Annotated in this window: 15 protein-coding genes and 1 pseudogene; 6 read left to right on the top strand and 10 right to left on the bottom strand. The window is 65.8% G+C overall.

The features are described from left to right. From DBR22_RS23905 to DBR22_RS15180, 4 genes and pseudogenes are all read left to right on the top strand, one after another. Positions 1 to 402, top strand: a pseudogene (locus DBR22_RS23905) (hypothetical protein); the annotation flags it as partial. A 30-nt stretch (positions 403 to 432) separates the two neighbouring features. Further along, positions 433 to 918: a Fur family transcriptional regulator gene (locus tag DBR22_RS15190; protein WP_108599716.1), complete on the top strand. Its 486-nt coding sequence runs from the start codon at positions 433 to 435 to the stop codon at positions 916 to 918. Between the two features lie 7 nt (positions 919 to 925). After that, positions 926 to 2,413 carry a catalase gene (locus tag DBR22_RS15185; protein WP_108599715.1) on the top strand — a complete coding sequence of 496 codons (1,488 nt, stop codon included), beginning with the start codon at positions 926 to 928 and terminating at the stop codon, positions 2,411 to 2,413. A 158-nt stretch (positions 2,414 to 2,571) separates the two neighbouring features. After that, complete coding sequence (locus DBR22_RS15180; protein ID WP_108599714.1) at positions 2,572 to 3,270, top strand: DUF2461 domain-containing protein; 699 nt, start codon at positions 2,572 to 2,574, stop codon at positions 3,268 to 3,270. A gap of 41 nt (positions 3,271 to 3,311) precedes the next feature. Here DBR22_RS15180 and DBR22_RS15175 read toward each other — a convergent pair whose 3' ends face one another. From DBR22_RS15175 to DBR22_RS15145, 7 genes are all read right to left on the bottom strand, one after another. Beyond that, the gene (locus DBR22_RS15175) at positions 3,312 to 4,862 is read right to left on the bottom strand and encodes an APC family permease (protein WP_108599719.1); all 1,551 of its coding nucleotides are present in this window, start codon (positions 4,860 to 4,862) and stop codon (positions 3,312 to 3,314) included. 175 nt (positions 4,863 to 5,037) lie between these two features. Continuing rightward, a complete protein-coding gene (locus tag DBR22_RS15170; protein ID WP_108599713.1) occupies positions 5,038 to 5,445 on the bottom strand; it encodes a DUF779 domain-containing protein in 408 nt (135 codons plus the stop codon). After that, positions 5,445 to 6,467, bottom strand: coding sequence for an alcohol dehydrogenase AdhP (gene adhP / locus DBR22_RS15165; protein WP_181365203.1), 1,023 nt, complete (start codon positions 6,465 to 6,467; stop codon positions 5,445 to 5,447). The genes DBR22_RS15170 and adhP overlap by 1 nt, the downstream gene beginning before the upstream one ends. A gap of 75 nt (positions 6,468 to 6,542) precedes the next feature. Next, positions 6,543 to 8,066, bottom strand: coding sequence for an acetaldehyde dehydrogenase ExaC (gene exaC / locus DBR22_RS15160; protein ID WP_108599711.1), 1,524 nt, complete (start codon positions 8,064 to 8,066; stop codon positions 6,543 to 6,545). Between the two features lie 130 nt (positions 8,067 to 8,196). After that, positions 8,197 to 9,570 (bottom strand): helix-turn-helix domain-containing protein, encoded by a 1,374-nt coding sequence (locus tag DBR22_RS15155; protein ID WP_108599710.1) that lies wholly within the window; start codon positions 9,568 to 9,570, stop codon positions 8,197 to 8,199. A gap of 28 nt (positions 9,571 to 9,598) precedes the next feature. Then, positions 9,599 to 11,032 carry an FAD-dependent oxidoreductase gene (locus DBR22_RS15150; protein WP_108599709.1) on the bottom strand — a complete coding sequence of 478 codons (1,434 nt, stop codon included), beginning with the start codon at positions 11,030 to 11,032 and terminating at the stop codon, positions 9,599 to 9,601. Positions 11,033 to 11,156: 124 nt separating this feature from the next. Beyond that, positions 11,157 to 12,155 carry a DNA topoisomerase IB gene (locus tag DBR22_RS15145; protein ID WP_108599708.1) on the bottom strand — a complete coding sequence of 333 codons (999 nt, stop codon included), beginning with the start codon at positions 12,153 to 12,155 and terminating at the stop codon, positions 11,157 to 11,159. Positions 12,156 to 12,239: 84 nt separating this feature from the next. Here DBR22_RS15145 and rarD point away from each other — a divergent pair, with 84 nt between their 5' ends. Continuing rightward, the gene (gene rarD / locus DBR22_RS15140) at positions 12,240 to 13,289 is read left to right on the top strand and encodes an EamA family transporter RarD (protein ID WP_108599707.1); all 1,050 of its coding nucleotides are present in this window, start codon (positions 12,240 to 12,242) and stop codon (positions 13,287 to 13,289) included. Between the two features lie 88 nt (positions 13,290 to 13,377). Here rarD and gabT read toward each other — a convergent pair whose 3' ends face one another. Both gabT and DBR22_RS15130 read right to left on the bottom strand, forming a co-directional pair. Beyond that, the gene (gene gabT, locus DBR22_RS15135) at positions 13,378 to 14,760 is read right to left on the bottom strand and encodes a 4-aminobutyrate--2-oxoglutarate transaminase (RefSeq protein WP_108599706.1); all 1,383 of its coding nucleotides are present in this window, start codon (positions 14,758 to 14,760) and stop codon (positions 13,378 to 13,380) included. Positions 14,761 to 14,798: 38 nt separating this feature from the next. Beyond that, positions 14,799 to 16,229 (bottom strand): gamma-aminobutyraldehyde dehydrogenase, encoded by a 1,431-nt coding sequence (locus tag DBR22_RS15130; RefSeq protein ID WP_108599718.1) that lies wholly within the window; start codon positions 16,227 to 16,229, stop codon positions 14,799 to 14,801. Positions 16,230 to 16,384: 155 nt separating this feature from the next. On the opposite strand from DBR22_RS15130, the gene DBR22_RS15125 reads away from it, so the two are divergent. After that, positions 16,385 to 17,818, top strand: a complete 1,434-nt coding sequence (locus DBR22_RS15125) for a PucR family transcriptional regulator (protein WP_108599717.1) — start codon at positions 16,385 to 16,387, stop codon at positions 17,816 to 17,818. Positions 17,819 to 17,913: 95 nt separating this feature from the next. On the opposite strand, the gene DBR22_RS24590 is transcribed toward DBR22_RS15125, so the two are convergent. After that, positions 17,914 to 18,439, bottom strand: a 526-nt coding sequence (locus DBR22_RS24590) for a CHAD domain-containing protein (protein WP_258229228.1), incomplete at its 5' end; no start/stop codon positions are given.

The raw sequence follows: 18,439 nt of genomic DNA, 5'->3' as shown, positions 1-18,439 counted from the left end.
GGCAGGGAACTGGCGGGCGCTGAACTGGCGGGCAGGGAACTGGCGGGCGCTGAACTGGCGGGCAGTGAACTGGCGGGCGGTGAGCTGGCGGGCGGGCCCGACCAGGCGGGCGAACTGCCTGCGGTCCTGTCCTGGAAACCGGAACCCAACGCCGGGCCGCTGCACACCATGCTGGCAACGGATTCCGGCGGTCCGCACATCGGGCCCGCGGACCTGCTGGCGGCCGCCGCTGCCCTGCCCGGCCTGACGGCCCGCCTGCGAGTGGGTGGGCTCAGCTGCGTAGCCGCCGACGCCGCAGGTCCCCGGCTCGAGATCCACGCCCTGGGCCGATCGGTGGGCGAACCGGTCAATCCGTTGGAACTGCTGCTCGAGCTTCCGGAGGTTAGCCAAGCCTTATTGTGACGAACTCATAATAAGTGTTTCAATGGAGCCATGACGGAGAACTTCGGCGGCCACGATGCATGGGCTGCTGCCCTGCGTGCCCACGGCCGCCGGGTGACCAAACAGCGGCTCGCCGTGCTGGCCGCCGTCGAACACCACCCGCATTCCCCGGCGGAGAGCATCCTTGCCGCCGCGCGCGCCGAACTCCCAGAGCTGACTGCCCAGTCCGTCTACGTTGTGCTCGGTGACCTGACTGACCTGCATATGCTGCGCCGCTTTGAGCCGCCCCATTCGCCCGCCCTGTATGAGACCCGCGTCGGTGACAACCACCACCACGCCATCTGCATCAGCTGCGGCCGCGTTGAGGACGTGGAGTGCGCCGTCGGGCATGCGCCCTGCCTCACCCCGCACTGGGACGAAAACGCCAAGCCGATGACCATCCAGATCGCCGATGTCATGTACCAGGGCATCTGCCAGGACTGCCAGCAGTCCCAACAACTTCCTTCTGAACGTCCCTCACAAGTAATCGAGAAATAGGAGAACAATGACTGTCATTTCAACCACCCAGTCAGGTGCGCCCGTCACGTCCGACGCGCATTCCCAGACCGTCGGCGCCGACGGCGCCATCATCCTCACTGATCACTACCTGATCGAAAAGCTCGCACAGTTCAACCGCGAGCGTGTGCCGGAGCGTGTAGTGCACGCCAAGGGCGGCGGCGCTTTCGGTACGTTCAAGGCCACCTCGGACGTCTCCAAGTACACCAAGGCCGCGTTCCTGCAGCCGGGCGTCGAGACCGAGATGCTGATCCGTTTCTCCTCCGTCGCCGGCGAGAGCGGCTCCCCGGACACCTGGCGCGATCCCCGCGGGTTCGCCGTCAAGTTCTACACCTCCGAGGGCAACTACGACCTCGTAGGCAACAACACCCCCGTCTTCTTCATCCGCGACGGCATCAAGTTCCCGGACTTCATCCACAGCCAGAAGCGCCTCCCGGGCACCCACCTGCGCGACGCCGACATGCAGTGGGACTTCTGGACCCTGTCCCCCGAGTCCGCGCACCAGGTCACCTGGCTCATGGGCGACCGCGGCCTGCCGGCTTCCTGGCGTGAAATGCAGGGCTACGGCTCGCACACCTACCAGTGGATCAACGCCGAGGGCGAGCGCTTCTGGGTCAAGTACCACTTCAAGTCCAACCAGGGCGTCAAGTCCATCACCGGTGACCAGGCCGAAGAACTGGCCGGCTCGGACGCTGACTTCTACATCCGCGACCTGCAGGAAAACATCGCCGCCGGCAACTTCCCGTCCTGGGAACTGCACGTCCAGGTCATGCCGTACGAGGATGCCAAGACCTACCGCTTCAACCCGTTCGACCTCACCAAGGTGTGGCCGCACTCGGACTACCCGCTGATCCACGTGGGCACCATGGAGCTGAACAAGAACCCGGAGAACTACTTCGCACAGATCGAGCAGGCCACCTTCGCGCCCTCGAACTTCGTGCCGGGCATCGCCGCTTCACCGGACAAGATGCTGCAGGCCCGCATCTTCTCCTACGCCGATGCACACCGTTACCGCGTGGGCACCAACCACGCCCAGATCCCCGTGAACCTGCCCAAGAACCAGGTCAACAACTACAGCCAGGACGGCGCCGGGCGTTACCACTTCAACGCCCCGTCCGTTCCGGTGTACGCCCCCAACTCCGTGGGTGGACCGGCCGCTCTTGAGCCGGCTTCCCCGGCGGGTGGCTGGGAGAACGACGGCGAGCTGACGCTCTCCGCGCACTCCCTGCACGCTGAGGACGGCGACTTCGGCCAGGCCGGCACCCTGTACCGCGAAGTGTTCGACGACGGCGCCAAGGCCCGCCTGCTGGACACCATCACCGGTGCTGTCGGCGGCGTGAAGACCCCTGAGATCAAGGAACGGGCCATCCAGTACTGGACCAACGTTGACGCCGAACTCGGCGCCAAGCTCCGCGCCAACCTGGGTACGGCCGCTGCCGCTGACTCCGACGCTGAGTCTGCCAACAAGATCGGCTAGTCTCCTTTCACGTCACTGCAGCACACCCCGTCACGGATACTCCGTGGCGGGGTGTTCTGCATTCCGGGCCTGGCCTTCCGGGCGCGCCACGTCGGAGATTTCCACATAGGTCCGGGCGGCTCTGGCTGGAGCTGGCCCGCGGTCCCTAGGATCACACCATGACTACTTTCCAAGGCATTCCTGCAGGGGCGTTCAGTTTCTATGCGGAGCTTGAGGACAACAACAGCCGGGAGTGGTGGCTGGAGCACAAGGACAGCTACGTCGGCCTGATCCGGGACCCGCTGACCGCTCTCCTGGCGGAACTGGAGCCGCGGTTCGGCCCGGCCAAGATCTTCCGGCCCAACCGGGACGTCAGGTTTTCGCAGGATAAGTCACCCTACAAGACGGCCCAGGGCGCGTTTGCTTCGTCGCAGGAGGGCGTGGGGTACTACCTTCAGGTCAGCGCGGACGGGCTGTTGGTGGGCGGCGGGTACCACTCCCACACCCCTGCCCAGCTGGCCCGTTTCCGGAACTCCGTTGATGCGTCCGGGACCGGCGAGACCCTGCGGCAGATCGTGGACGGCGTAGCTGCCGCCGGCTTCGCCGTGGAGGGCGAGAAACTCAAGACCGTGCCGCGCGGCTATGACAAGGACCACCCGCGGGCGGAACTGCTCAAGCACAAGTCGCTGTCCGCGGGCATCGAGCTGGGACAGCCGGAGTGGGCATCCTCGCCGGCCGCGGTTCAGGAGATCGCTGAGCTCTGGGACAAGCTGCGGCCGCTGGTGGAGTGGGTGGGTGGGCAGGCATGCGGCACCGTGAAAGACCAAAGGCAACGCGGGGTCACTTCCGGCCCGATTCCGGGGACGGAACGGGCGTGAAGTGACCCCGCGTTGCCTTTGCGGGCGCGGATGTCCGGGTGTCAGACCCGGGTCAGCTCGTCCTCGTCGGCGGAGTCCGGCGTGGTGTGTCCGGCGGGGCGGTTGACTGCTTCATTTGCCTCGGCGAACTTTTCGTTCAGGCGGGAGTGCCGCTGGCCGTAGGCGAAGTAGATCACGATGCCGATGACCAGCCAGCCCGCGAAGAAGATCCAGGTCTCCACGGCAAGGTTAGTCATCAGGTAGAGGCAGAGCACGGCCGAAACGACGGGGAGGACCTTGCCGAAAGGCACCCGGAAGGAGGGCTTCAGGTCCGGACGCTTCTTTCGGAGCACCAGGATGCCCAGGCTCACCACGACAAACGCCGAGAGCGTGCCGATGTTGATCATTTCCTCCAGCAGGTCCACGTTGGTCAGGCCGGCCACCAGGGCCACCAGCGCACCGCAGAGGATCTGGAGGCGGACCGGCGTCGAACGCTTTTCACTGGTCTTGGACAGGGCACGCGGCAGGAGTCCGTCGCGGCTCATGGCGAGCACTACACGGGAAAGGCCCATCAGGAGCACCATGATCACGGTGGTGAGGCCAATGAGCGAGCCGAAAGCGATGACCTTGGCCGCAGTGGTGTTGCCCACGGCCTCGAACGCTGTGGTGAGGGTGGGGTTCTCTGCTGCGGCGAGGTCGGTGTAGGACACCATGCCGGTCAGCGCGAGGGACACCAGGATGTAGAGCACAGTCACCACGGCCAGGCCACCGAAGATGCCGCGGGGCAGGGTCTTCTGCGGGTTCTTGACTTCCTCTGCGGAGGTGGCCACGACGTCGAAGCCGATGAACGCGAAGAACACCAGGGCGGCGCCGGCGAAGATGCCCAGGGTGCCGTACTGGGCTGGGGCGGCGCCGGTCAGGAAGCCGAAGAACGACTGCTTGAGGACGTCGGCGGTGCCGCCGGCCGTGGGTTCAGCCGTAGGGATGAAGGGGCTGTAGTTTTCGAATTTCACGTAGGTGAAGCCCACCACGATCACGAACAGCACAACACCGATCTTGACCAGGGTGAAGATGTTTCCCACGCGGGCGGAGAGCTTGGTGCCGAGAACAAGCAGCACGGTGAAAATGGCCACGATCAGGAACGCACCCCAGTACAGGTCCACCCCGCCGATGGACAGCGCCGGCGGGACATCGGCACCCATCAGCGCGAACACCTTGCTGAGGTAGATTCCCCAGTACTTGGCGATGACGGCCGCGGCGGTGAACAGCTCCAGGATGAGGTTCCAGCCGATGATCCAGGCAAGGAGTTCGCCCATGGTGGCGTACGTGAAGACGTAGGCGGAGCCGGCCACCGGGATGGCGGTGGCGAATTCGGCGTAGCACATGATGGCCAGAGCGCACGTGACGGCGGCGATGGCGAAGGAGATGGTCACGGCAGGGCCGGAGAAGTTGGCCGCGGCCTTGGCCCCGACCGAGAAGATTCCGGCGCCGACAGCAACGGCGACGCCCATGATCATCAGGTCCCAGGTGCTGAGGGAGCGCTTGAGCTTGCGTCCGGGTTCGTCGGCGTCGGCGATGGACTGCTCGATGGATTTTGTCCGGAGAAGGTTCATAAGAAGTTCCACAATCCTGATTGTGTTGGAAACAGACTTATCAACTTTACGGTCCATCCACTGGACGGTTCCAACTGTCCCGCATGATGAGACGGGCCTTATGCCGAAGATTATTGTGGGAAACACCTCGGGGCCCTCCATTTTGGAGGACCCCGAGGTCAATGTACCGAACCGGTCAGACGGGCCAGTCCATCAGGGTGGACCGGATGAGGAAGCGTTTGCCTTCGGGCGCCTCGACCGAAAACCCGCTCCCCCGCCCCGGCACCACGTCCACCGCAAGGTGGGTGTGGCTCCAGTAGTTGAACTGCTCCCGCGACATCCAGAACTCCAGCGGTTGCGGCTCGATCCCGTCCGAAATATCGAACAGGCCCAGCAGTACATCCGAGTCCCCGGTGATGAACTCCCCCGCGGGGTAGCACATGGGCGAGGATCCGTCGCAGCAGCCGCCGGACTGGTGGAACATCAGCGGTCCGTGCTGTAGCCACAGTTTCCGCAGCAGTTCCACGGACTCCGCGGTGAGCGCCACCCGGGAGAAGTCCTCCCCGGGCAGCGTCACTGCGGCGTCAAGCCTTGACTGGGGCATTAGAACCTCAGCACCACACGGCCGTCGATCTTGGCGTGCTTCATCTCGTCCAGGACGGCATTGACTTCACCGAGTTCGCGGACCGAGACGGTGGGGTGGATCTTGCCCTGGGCGTAGAAGTCCAGGGCTTCCTCAAGGTCCTGCCGGGTGCCCACGATGGAGCCGCGGACCGTCAGGCCCTTGAGCACAATCTCGAAGATGGGCGCCGGGAAATCGCCCGGCGGCAACCCGTTGAACACAATCGTCCCGCCCCGGCGTGCCATGCCGATGGCCTGGCCGAAGGCTGATGGATGCACTGCTGTGACCAGGACGCCATGGCAACCTCCGGTTTCGCGCTGGATAACTTCTACTGGGTCTTCGTGCAGGGCGTTGACTGTGACTTCGGCACCGTGGGCTTTGGCCAGGGCCAGTTTGTCGTCGGCAATGTCCACGGCGGCGACCCGAAGGCCCATGGCCACGGCGTACTGCACCGCGATGTGGCCCAGCCCGCCGATGCCTGAGATGGTGACCCACTGGCCCGGCTTGGCTTCGGTCATTTTCAGGCCCTTGTAGACCGTGACGCCGGCGCACAGCACCGGAGCGATCTCCACCGGGTCCGAACCGGCCGGGATCCTGGCGGCAAACCGGGAGTCCACCAGCATGTACTCCCCGAAGGAACCGTCGACGCTGTAGCCGGCGTTCTTCTGCACCTCGCACAGCGTTTCCCACCCGGTGCGGCAGTACTGGCAGTCGCCACACGCGGACCAGAGCCAGGCGTTGCCTACCAGATCGCCGACGGCGAGGTCAGTGACACCTTCGCCGAGGGCAACGACTTCGCCTACTCCCTCATGGCCGGGAATGAAGGGCGGCGACGGCTTGACGGGCCAGTCACCCTCCGCCGCGTGGAGATCGGTATGGCAGACACCGGTGGTGATCACCTTGACCAGGGCCTCCCCCGGCCCCGGAGTGGGGATGGCGAGTTCCTGGATCTGGAGGTCCTTGCCGAATTCGGTTACTACTGCTGCGTGCATTGTCGTCGTCATTGGCGAAATCCTTGCGTTGGTGTACTGGTAAGAAAAAGGGGGGGCGGCGCAGGGGCCGCCCGCCCACAGCCGGGCCTAGAAGAAGCCGAGCTTGTTTTCGTTGTAGCTGACCAGCAGGTTCTTGGTCTGCTGGTAGTGGTCCAGCATCATGGAGTGGTTCTCACGTCCAATGCCTGAGGACTTGTAGCCGCCGAACGCGGCACCGGCCGGGTAGGCGTGGTAGTTGTTGACCCAGACGCGGCCGGCCTGGATTTCGCGGCCAGCGCGGTAGGCCACGTTGCCGTTGCGGGACCAGACGCCGGCGCCGAGGCCGTAGAGGGTGTCGTTGGCGATGCCCATAGCGTCGTTGTAGTCGCTGAACTTCGCCACCGAGACAACGGGTCCGAAGATCTCCTCCTGGAAGATGCGCATCTTGTTGTGGCCCTCGAAGACGGTGGGCTGGACGTAGTAGCCGCCGGCCAGGTCGCCGGGGAGCTGGGCCCGGGCGCCGCCGGTGAGCAGCTTGGCGCCTTCCTGCTTGCCGATGTCGATGTAGGAGAGGATCTTTTCCAGCTGGTCGTTGGAGGCCTGCGCACCCACCTGGGTTTCGGTGTCGAGCGGGTTGCCCTGGACCATCTTCTCCACCCGGGCCACGGCGTCGGCCATGAAGGCCTCGTAAATGTCCTCCTGGACCAGCGCGCGGGACGGGCAGGTGCAGACCTCGCCCTGGTTGAAGGCGAACAGAGCGAACCCTTCCTGGGCCTTGTCGTAGAAGGCGTCGTTGGACTCGGCAACATCGTTGAAGAAGATGTTCGGGCTCTTGCCGCCGAGTTCCAGGGTGACGGGGATCAGGTTCTGGCTGGCGTACTGGCTGATCAGCCGGCCGGTGGTGGTTTCGCCGGTGAAGGCGATCTTCCGGATCCGCGGGCTGGAGGCGAGCGGCTTGCCGGCCTCGACCCCGAAGCCGTTGACCACGTTCAGGACGCCGGCGGGGAGCAGGTCACCGATGAGTTCCATCAGGACCAGGATGGACGACGGCGTCTGCTCGGCGGGCTTGAGGACCACGGCGTTGCCGGCTGCGAGTGCCGGGGCGAGCTTCCAGACGGCCATCAGGATGGGGAAGTTCCAGGGAATGATCTGGCCGACGACGCCGAGCGGCTCGTGGTAGTGGTAGGCGGTGGTGTCGTCGTCGAGCTGGGACAGCCGGCCTTCCTGGGCGCGGACCGCGGAGGCGAAGTAGCGGAAGTGGTCAGCAGCGAGCGGGATGTCCGCGTTCAGGGTTTCGCGGATGGGCTTGCCGTTGTCCCAGGATTCGGCGACGGCCAGCATCTCAAGGTTTTCGTCGATCCGGTCCGCAATCTTGTTCAGGATCGCTGCACGCTCGGCGACGGAGGTCTTGCCCCAGGACGGGGCGATCTTGTGCGCGGCATCCAGCGCCAGTTCAATATCCTCGGCGGTTCCGCGGGACACTTCGCAGAAGGCCTTGCCGGTGACAGGCGTGATGTTTTCGAAGTACTGGCCCTTGACCGGGGCAACCCACTCGCCGCCGATCCAGTTCTCGTAGCGGTCCTTGAAGGTCACCTTTGAACCTTCGGTACCGGGCTGTGCGTAAACAGTCATTGCTAGCTCCTTTGCTGTGCATGAGGCGGCGCCTGATGCTGCGGCCGCCGTTGCATTCAGCGTAGGAGGACGAAGGTTGCAGTGAGGTTGCAGGCATGTGAGCCAGCTCACGCAAAGGTTGCGGGGGTGCTCAGGCGCTCAGTTCGGCTTCCAGCCGTTCAAGATCGGCGACGACGGCGGCACGCTTGGGCGAGCGGGCAGGCAACAGTTTCAAAGCGGCAAGCCGGACCCCGACGTCGTCCCTTGCCTCCGGGAGCTCGGCGTACTTGAGCAGGGTTTCCGCGCTGCCGTCGGTGAGGACAGCCTCGCGCATGAGCGAGGACACACGGTCGCGGAGGTCGATCACGCCTGGCGCCTCGGACTTGGGCAGCAGTGCGCCGCGGTAAATTTCGAGGGCGATGCGGTGGGCGCCGCGCTGCAGGCAGCTGAGCACCTGGCCGCTGTCCGGGACCAGGTCCATGGTGAGTTTGTACGGCCGGGATTCCGGAACGGCCGCCGGATTGAGCTGCAGGAGGATTTTGCGCAGCCTGACCATCTCCGCGCGCAGGGTCATGGTGGAGCCGTCGCCCGGGTAAAGGAGGACGCTGAGCTCGTCCGCGCTGAGTCCGTCAGGATGCGAGCTCAGCAGGGCCAGGATTTCGCTGTGCCGGGCGGAGAGTGCCACGGTTTTGCCTTCGATGCTGAGCAGGGCCTGGTCGCGGCCCAGGAGCTGGAGGCTGTTGCGGTAGAGGCTGCCTTCTTTCGCACCGGAACCGGAACCCAAAGCGGTGCCCGCGTTCCGCCGTCGTGCCGGCCGGCTGGCGAGGGTGGCCGCCAGCTGAAGGCGTTCCACGCGGAGCTGCGCCTGCGCGGCGGCAACTGTTGCTTCGACCAGAGACAGGGTGTGGGGCGCCACCGCGGTGGCCGTTCCCGTAATGTCCACAACGCCCAGCAGCGCCCCGGAATCCGGATCGTGGAACGGTACGGCGGTGCAGCTCCACGGGTGCACGGACCGCTGGTAGTGCTCCGCTCCGGAAATCTGGATGCCACGGCCCAGGGCCAGGGCGGTACCGGGGGCGCTGGTGCCAACGGTGGCCTCGGACCAGTCGGCGCCCGGGACGAACATCATCCCTTCCGCGCGGCGCTGCATGCCGGGGTCCCCCTCAACCCAGAGGAGCCTGCCCACTTCGTCGCCCACGGCCACGAGCAGCCCGCTGTCATGGCTGGGCTGGACCAGGAGTTTGTGGATCACCGGCATGATGCTGGCGAGCGGGTGCTGCCGCCGGTATTCCTCCAGTTCGTCCGTATCCATGGCCAGCGGGGCCTCGGGATTGTCCGGATTGGCCTTGAGGCTGGCGGACCGTTGCCAGGATTCCCGGATCAGTTTCCGCAGGCCGGGGATTTCCTGCTCAGCAGGGAACAGCAGCCCGCCTTCCAGTTTTTCATGGCCGGCCAGCGCGCCGCGTTGGAGCAGCCCTGCGGTGTCGTCGCTGCCGGGGGCTGGGGGGTGGATCAGGTTCCTCATCGAACTCCCACTGTGTACTGCCTAAAGTTTAGCCCCGGGAAATCCTGATCATGTCCTCGCGGGGCACAACCTTGATGCGTTCCCGGACCACAGCTTCTTCAGCGTCCTGCGCCACCCATTCGGCACCGAGTGCTGCCTCGTGGGCGTCGAGCTTAATCCAGCCTTCCCACGTGGTGTATTCGATGCCGCGTTCTTCGAGGAGGTGGATGATGGCCTGCGGATCGGGGTTCTCGGCCGGTGGCAGCTGGAGGCGGTCTTCGAGCAGGAAGCCGATGGTCTCCAGCGCATCACCCTTGGTGTGGCCGATCAGCCCCACGGGTCCGCGCTTGATCCAGCCTGTGGCGTAGATCCCGGGAACGGGGTTGCCCGCGGCATCCAGGACCCGGCCGCCTTCATTCGGGATCACTCCGCGCTTGGCGTCGTATTCCAGCTCGTCCAGCGGTGAGCCGTGGTAGCCGATGGCGCGGTAGACGGCCTGCACCGGGTAGTCCACGAACTCGCCGGTCCCCTTGACGTTGCCGGTGCCGTCCAGTTCCATGCGCTCGAACTTGATGCCGGCCACCTGGCCCGCGCCGCCGTCGTCGTAAATCTCCACCGGGCTGTGCAGGAAGTGCAGGTGCAGGCGGCGGCTGGACGGCTGCTCGGCTTCGGTGTGTTCCTCCACCAGCCAGTTGGTGAGGGTGTTCACCATGGTCTTGATCTGGTTGTTGCTGCGGATGGCGTCATCGGAGGCTTCGTCGAATTCGAAATCCTCCGGGTACAGGACGATGTCCACGTCCTTCATGTGGCTCAGCTCGCGCAGTTCCAGCGGGGTGAACTTGACCTGGGCCGGGCCGCGGCGGCCGAAGACGTGGACGTCGGTGACCGGGGAGTTTTTCAGGCCCTGGTAGACGTTGTCCGGGATTTCGGTGGTGAGCAGTTCATCGGCGTGCTTGACCAGCATGCGTGCCACGTCGAGGGCCACGTTGCCGTTGCCGATCACGGCAATTTCCTTGGCGTCCAGGGGCCAGTCGCGGGGAACGTCCGGGTGGCCGTCGTACCAGGAGACAAAGTCCGCTCCGCCGAAGGACCCCTGCAGCTCGATCCCGGGGATGGGCAGGTCAGCGTCCTTGATGGCGCCGGTGGAGAAGATGACGGCGTCGTAGAAGGCGCGGAAATCGTGCAGGGTCAGGTCCCTGCCGTAGGTGACGTTGCCCAGGAAGCGGATGTCGCCGCGGTCCAGGACCTTGTGCAGGGCGTTCACGATGCCCTTGATGCGGGGATGGTCCGGGGCGACGCCGTAGCGGATCAGGCCGTACGGCGCAGGGTAGGCCTCGAACAGGTCGATGCTGACCTCGAAGTCGCCGTCCTTCACGCCGTTGGACTTGGTGAGGATGTCCGCCGCATAAACTCCCGCCGGACCCGCGCCCACAATGGCAACACGGAGCGGACGCTGGGAGGTGGTTTCGCCTGGGTTGGACACCGGGAGCCCTTCTGGAAGGAGGATTTCGCGCCGAAGGCGCTTCGTACAGCGCACCGTGCAGGGTGCGCACAATGTCCCATTCTAATTGTCGGCAGGCACTCCGGTGCGAGCCGTGACGCCGTCCTCACCCGCTTTTCTCGAGCGGGACCACCTCGCCCTCCCGGTACAGCAGTGCCCGAAGCTCGGATTCGGCGGAATCCACCCGCTTGGGGTCGATGGTCTCCCCCGAGGCGAAATGGTCCAGCACGCGTGGATCCACGTAGCTTTTGCGGGCGATGGTGGGAGTGTTTCCCAGCACCTCCGAAGCGTCCTGCATTGCCTGGCTGATGGCTCTTTTCCGTTTGGCGGTGGTTCTCTGGGTGCCGGTGCGGGCCAGGCTGGCCGCGGCGGAGACCGTACCGTGCAGGGTGCGGAAGTCCTTCGCGGTGAAGTCCGAGCCGGTCCGCTCCTTCACGTAGGCGTTGATGTCCGCGCTGGTGACCGGGCGCCAGGATCTGCCTTCCTTGTAAGCCAGGAGCCGGGCATTGCCACCCCTCCGTTTGAGCCCGCGCACCAGGGCGGCGAGTTCGGCGTCGCGGATTTCCGATTCCCAGTCCTTGCCGCTCTTGGCGGGGAACCTCAGCAGGATGCTGTCCTTGCGCACCTGGACGTGGGCGCACAGGAGGGTGGCCAGTCCGTGGCTGCCGTTCTCGTTGGTGTACCGCTCGGACCCCACCCGCAGGGACCCGCTGTCCAGCATCCGGAACGCTGCCGCGAGGACCCGCTCGCGGGAGAAACCCTCGCTGCGCAGGTCCATGGTGACCTTCCGGCGGGCGGCCGGGAGGGACTCGGCCAGCTGGAGGGACCTATCGAACTTCAGCCGGTCCTTCCGTTCACGCCATTCAGGATGGTAGATGTATTGCCGCCGGCCGACGGCGTCCACCCCGGTGGCCTGGATATGGCCGTTTTCAAACGGGGCAATCCACACGTCGGTCCACGCCGGCGGGATGCCGATGCTCTCCAGACGCTCCCGGATGGGCCCCGGCGGAAGCGTGGAGCCGTCCAGGTCCCGGTAGCTGAAGCCCTTGCCGGCGGGCACCCGGCGATAGCCCCGGCCGGAAGCGTTGCTGCGCCTCAGCCTCACGGGGTGGGGTCCTGCAGGTTGATCCGTCTCATGAAAGCAAGCCTACTGACTAAATGGCGGAATAGGCCTCCGCAGCATGATGTTATGGAAGACGTGCCTACTCCCCACGGACCCGACTCCCCCACCGAAACCTCCGCTCCGATCACAGCGGCAGGGAAAGCGCGGACGGGGACATCCGGGGCCAAGGCCCCGGGGGTGAAGGCCCCCGGCCTGAAAGCCGTGGATAAAGAGACGACGGCGTTGCTCCTCTTCGGCTTCGTTGCGTACGGCCTGTGGGGGCTGCTCCCGTTGTACTTCTTTGCGCTGATGCCGGCCGGGGCCGTGGAGATTGTGGCCAACCGTGTGGTGTGGTCGCTGGTGTTCTGTGCACTGCTGATCACGGTGACCCGGTCCTGGCGCGCCCTGGCCGAGGCGTTCCGTGACCGTTCGGTGTTCTGGACCCTTGCCCTCGCGGCCGCCCTCATCGCCGTCAACTGGCTGACGTACACGTACAGCGTGACCACCGGCCAGGCCGTCGAAGCTGCGCTGGGCTACTTCATCAATCCGTTGGTGTCCGTCCTCCTGGGTGTTTTCATCCTCAAGGAGAGGCTGCGTCCGCTGCAGTGGGCCGCCGTCGGCATCGGCTTTATTGCGGTGGGGGTGCTTGCTGTCAGCTACGGAAAGCTGCCGTGGATCGCCCTGACGCTGGCCGTGAGCTTCGGGCTGTACGGGTTTGTGAAGAAACGGGTGGGGCCGAATGCGGACGCGGTGACCAGCCTCAGCGTGGAGACCATCGTGCTGGCCCCGCTCGCGGCAGCGACCATGGTGTTCCTCGGCCTCACCGGTGCGGCCACCCTGACGACCCAGGGCGCCGGGCACTTCTGGCTGCTGCTGGCCTCCGGTGTCCTCACGGCCGTGCCCCTGCTGTTCTTCGGCGCCTCCGCGCGGCGCCTGCCCCTGACCACCATCGGACTGCTGCAGTACGTCGCACCGGTGCTGCAGTTCATCGTGGCGCTGACGGTCTTCCAGGAAGCCATGACCACGGCGCGCTGGATCGGCTTCAGTGTTGTCTGGCTGGCCCTGCTGGTGCTGACGCTGGACATGCTCGGCGCGACACGCAGGAATTCTGCGGCGAAGAAGCTGGCACGGGCCTAGGCAGGCAAGCGCGGACCGGCAGCTGGTCTGCTGCCGGTCCGCGCTTGGTAACTGCCGTCTGTCGCGGCCAGGGTGCCGTGGTTGACTGCTAGGCGTGCGCCTTGATGGCGCGTGCCAGGACGTCCAGGCCGTCGATGAGCAGTTCGTCCGTGATCACCAGCGGGGGCAGCAGCCGGATGACGTTGCCGTAGGTGCCGCAAGTGAGGATGATGACGCCCTCGTTGAGGCAGGCAGCAACCACATTCCTGGTGAGCTCCGGGTTGGGTTCCTTGGTGCCGGCGTGGACCAGTTCGATGGCCAGCATCGCACCGCGGCCGCGGATGTCGCCGATGACGGCTGAGCCCGCTCCGGCCAGTTTGGCCTGGAGTTCCCGGAGCCGGCCGGTAGCCAGTTCCTCGATGTGGCGGGCACGGCCGGCCAGATCGTATTCCTCCATGGATCCGATCGCAGCCAGCGCAGCAGCGCAGGCCACCGGGTTGCCGCCGTAGGTGCCGCCCAGGCCGCCCGGGTGGACGGCGTCGAGCAGGTCGGCCCGGCCGGTGATCGCCGACAGCGGCATGCCGCCGGCGATCCCCTTGGCCATGGCGATGATGTCCGGGACCACGCCCTCGTGGTTCACGGCGAACCATTCGCCGGTGCGGCAGAAGCCGGACTGGACTTCGTCGGCGATGAAGACGATGCCCTTCTCCTTGGCCCAGCCGGCCAGCGCCGGAAGGAAACCTTCGGCCGGGACAATGAAGCCGCCTTCGCCCTGGATCGGCTCGATGATGATGGCGGCAACGGATTCTCCGCCGATCTGCTTTTCGATCATGGTGATGGCCCGCTTGGCGGCTTCCTCGCCGGTGATCGCGGGGTTTTCCTCGCGGTACGGGTAGTTCATGGGCACGCGGTAGACCTCGGGCGCGAACGGGCCGAAGCTGCCGGCCGGGCCTGCCTTGTAGGGCATGGCCTTGGCGGTGAGGGCCATGGTCAGGTTGGTGCGGCCGTGGTAGGCGTGGTCGAAGGCGACCACGGCGTCCCGGCCGGTTGCCAGGCGGGCCACCTTGATGGCGTTCTCCACTGCCTCGGCGCCGGAGTTGAAGAGCACGGTGCGCTTCTCGTGGTCACCCGGGGTGAGCCGGTTGAGCTGCTCGGCGAGGGCCACGTAGCTTTCGTAGGGGGTGATCATGAAGCAGGTGTGGGTGAAGTGTTCCACCGCTTCCTTCACGGCTCCGACGACGGCGGGATCGGACGCGCCGACGCTGGTCACCGCGATGCCCGAGCCGAGGTCGATGAAGGAGTTGCCGTCGACGTCGTGGATGATGCCGCCGTCGGCGTCCGCTACGTAGACCGGGACGCTGGAGGCGACGCCGGCGGCGACAACAGCTTTGCGGCGCTCGGTCAGGGCAATGGATTTAGGGCCCGGGAAGTCGGCCTGGACGCGGCGCTTCTGCTCCAGCCGGTAGGTGATTTCGCTTGCGGTGGTGGTCATGGTGGGCTCTTTCTTTGCTGGGTGGGGGCCGGTAAGGATTACGCGTCGAGCGCGGACATGACGTGCTTGATGCGGGTGTAGTCCTCCACGCCGTACATGGAGAGGTCCTTGCCGTAGCCGGACTGCTTGAATCCGCCGTGGGGCATTTCGGCGGTGAGGAGGATGTGGGTGTTGATCCAGACGGCGCCGAAGTCCAGGTCACGGCTCATCCGCATGGCCGTGCCGTGGTCCGAGGTCCAGACGCTGGAGGCCAGGGCATAATCGACGTCGTTCGCCAGCTCGAGTGCCTCCGCTTCGGACGCGAACTTCTGCACGGTGATGACCGGGCCGAAGGTTTCCTTCTGCACGATGTCGTCCGTCTGCTTCGCGCCGGTGACGATGGTGGGTTCGAAGAAGAAGCCTTTGTCCCCCGCCCGATGCCCGCCGGTGACGATGTGGCAGTTCTCCGGCAGGTGCTCCACTACGGAGGTCACGGCGTTGAAGTGGTTGACGTTGTTCAGCGGGCCGAAGTAGTTCTCGGCATCGTTCTGGGAGCCGGTATGCAGGGACTTGGTGTGCTCCACCATGGCGGCAACGACGTCGTCGTGCACTGAATCCTCCACCAGCACGCGGGTGATGGCGGTGCAGTCCTGGCCGGCGTTGAAGAAGGCGAACTCCGCGATCGCGGCGGCGCTCTTCTTGATGTCAGCGTCTTTGAACACGATGGCCGGGGCCTTGCCGCCGAGCTCCAGGTGGGCGCGCTTAAGCCCCCTAGCGGCACCTGACGCCACGGCGATGCCGGCCCGGACCGAGCCCGTGATGGAGACCAGCCCGGGGATTTTGTGGTCCACCATCATGGCGCCGGTTTCACCGGTTCCCAGGACCACGTTCAGCACCCCGGCGGGCAGGATGTCGCTGGCCAAACGGGCGAGCACCAGCGTGGATTCCGGTGTCGTGTCGGAGGGTTTGAGGACCACCGTGTTGCCGGCCGCCAGGGCAGGGCCGATCTTCCAGATGGCCATCAGGAACGGGTAGTTCCACGGCGCCACCTGCGCCACCACACCGATGGGTTCGCGCCGCACATACGAGGTGTGGCCCTCGAAGTATTCGCCGGCGGACTTGCCCTCGAGGATGCGGGCGGCACCGGCGAAGAAGCGGAGCTGATCGGCACCGGCAGCCACTTCCTCGGAGGCGATGAGCGAGCGCACCTGGCCGGTGTTGCGGTGCTGCGCCTCGACGAGTTCGTCGCTGTTGGCCTCGATGGCGTCGGCAAGCTTGAGGAGCATCAGCTGGCGCTGGCCGGGCGTGACATGCTTCCAGGTTTTGAAGGCATCCTTGGCGGCGTTCATGGCAGCATCAACGTCGGCCTGGACGGAGACCGGTGACTTGGCCACCACCTCGCCGTTGGCGGGATTGACGATGTCCAGCATGGCGGTGCCGGCGGGCGTGACGAACTCACCGTTGATGAAATTCTGCAAGGTCTGGACCACGGCGTACAACCTCTTTCATAAGGAACATCAGCTGTTAGGCGGATGGATGGGGCTGATTCGAGCCTATGCCAGCGGGTGCACCCAAGGAATAGCCACCTGCACACCCATCAACGAATTGTTTAGTGCGTTTGACCAGCCTTGGATATCCTGTCCAGATGGCCATTTCCCTCGCTGCCCTGGTGGGTGTGCATTCCCTCCACCTGTCCAAGGCAGGCCTCGCCGAAACCACGTGGCACCACGACATCAACTGGGTTGCGGTGACCGAACTGGAGGACCCGCAGCGGTTCCTCAATGGCGGAGAGCTGGTGCTCACCACGGGCATGCGGCTGCGGTCCGCTTTCGAACAGCGGAGGTTCGTCCGGCAGGTCCAGCGCGCCGGTGCGGTGGGCATCGGGTTCGGGATCGGGCTGACCCACGACGCCGTCCCGCCGGCCCTGCTTGCGGAGGCAAACCGGTGGGGACTGCCCATCGTCGAGGTCCCGTATGAGACCCCTTTTATCGCCATCGGCAAGCTGGTCGCTGACGCGCAGTCGGCTGACCACTTCGCCAAACTGGAGCGGCTGATCGCCGGCCACCAGATTTTGGCGCGGGCCCTGCTCACCGGCGGCGGCCTCGCCGAGCTCCTCAAACACCTGGGCGGCATGCTGCGGACCGATGTTGCCCTGACCCAGTTCACCGCCCTGCTCTTCAGCAGCACCACGGACCATCCCACGGCAGACAGGTGGGCGTCCTATCCGGTTCCCACGGGCCGGCGGGATGCCTGCACCCTCTGGGTCCGGCAGCCCTTCGAGGACTCGGGCATCATCGGCTACGCCCAGAACCTGATCAGCGTGGAACTGAACAACATGGTCAAGCAACGCCAAGCCCAGCGCGCCCTCTGCGGCCAGGTCATCGAGGACGTCATCCAGGGCTCACTGGAAACCAGTGAAGCCCAGCGCCGCCTGGCGGGCGTGGGCGTCAACAGCACCCGCAAGAACGTGGTCCTCCTGGCCGTATCGGCCGCCCATCACAAGGCTCTCCTAAGCACCTCCGTGCCGCAGCCGCTGGACGACGCGGTGGCCGCCGTCGTCGGGAAGGACCTGGTGGTGGTGATCAACGACGACGGCGGCGGGGCACCTGCGCTGGCCCGGAGCCTGAGCGATCACCTGGCTGAGGCGGGGATCCATGCGACGATCGGCATCGGCGGTGCGTACACCAAACCGAACGGCCTGCGCTGGAGCTACTTCGAGGCGCGGGACGCCGCGAGGCACGGCCTGCCGGTGAACGAGCCCGAACGCCTGAGCCTGACCTCACTGCTGCTGGCGAGCGAGGATGTGCCGCTGGCGGACATGGCCCACGAGTCCCTCGACCCGCTGCGAACTTTTGACTCAGCCCACGGAGCGGAGCTGATGACCACCCTGGAAAGCTACCTGAACAACAACGGCTCGGTGGCCGCCGTCGCCGAGGCCCTGACCCTGCACCGGAACACCGTCCGCTACCGGCTGGCACAGATCACCGAGCTGACAGGCTACGACCCCGCGGTCACCGCGGACCGGGTGCAGCTCTGGCTGGCGCTGGCTGTTTCACGGCTCGGCGCCCGGCAGACCTGAGACGCCGCAACCCCGAGACACCGCAACGGCACCGCAACCCCGAGACACCACAACGCGGGGTCACTTAACGCCCCTTCCGCCGCTCCGGAGGGGCGTTAAGTGACCCCGCGTTGCAGGAGCCGGCGGGACTTCTTGCGTTCCTTCCGGTACTTGGCTTCGGCCTCCGCGGCAAGCTGGATCTGCTGCGTGTGGAGCGTGACGTAGGCCGATGCGACCTCCTCGGGCAGTTCCGGCGCGGCGAGCAGTTTCACCAGCAGGTCCCGGGCCACCACGCTGTCGTGGAAGTCGCCGAGGATCTGCTGCTGGCTGTGCGCGGCTTTCGCGATTTTCGTGGCATGTTTGCCGTGTACAGGCGCCGCCGATTCGGCAACGTGCCGCAGCCGTTTGGCGTCCTTCCGCACGCGGTGCAGGGCCGTCTCGTACTCCACTCCCTGGTGTGAATGCCGGGCCGCCTTGTCTGAGCGACGCAGCCGTTTGACCGCCTTGGCCACCTGCCTGCGGGCTGCCTTGCCTGCCGGCTCAGCGCTGCCCGGTCTGACCGGCGGGCTGTCCAGGAACGCCTCGAGGGCGTCCAGGAGGTCGAAATAGCGTGCGGACACCATCGCCATCTGAAGCTTCCGG

It is taken from the genome of Arthrobacter sp. HMWF013 (assembly GCF_003061105.1).
Lineage (GTDB): Bacteria > Actinomycetota > Actinomycetes > Actinomycetales > Micrococcaceae > Arthrobacter.
Note: the sequence above shows the minus strand (reverse complement) of the source record. Positions and strands in the feature narration are given on the sequence as shown.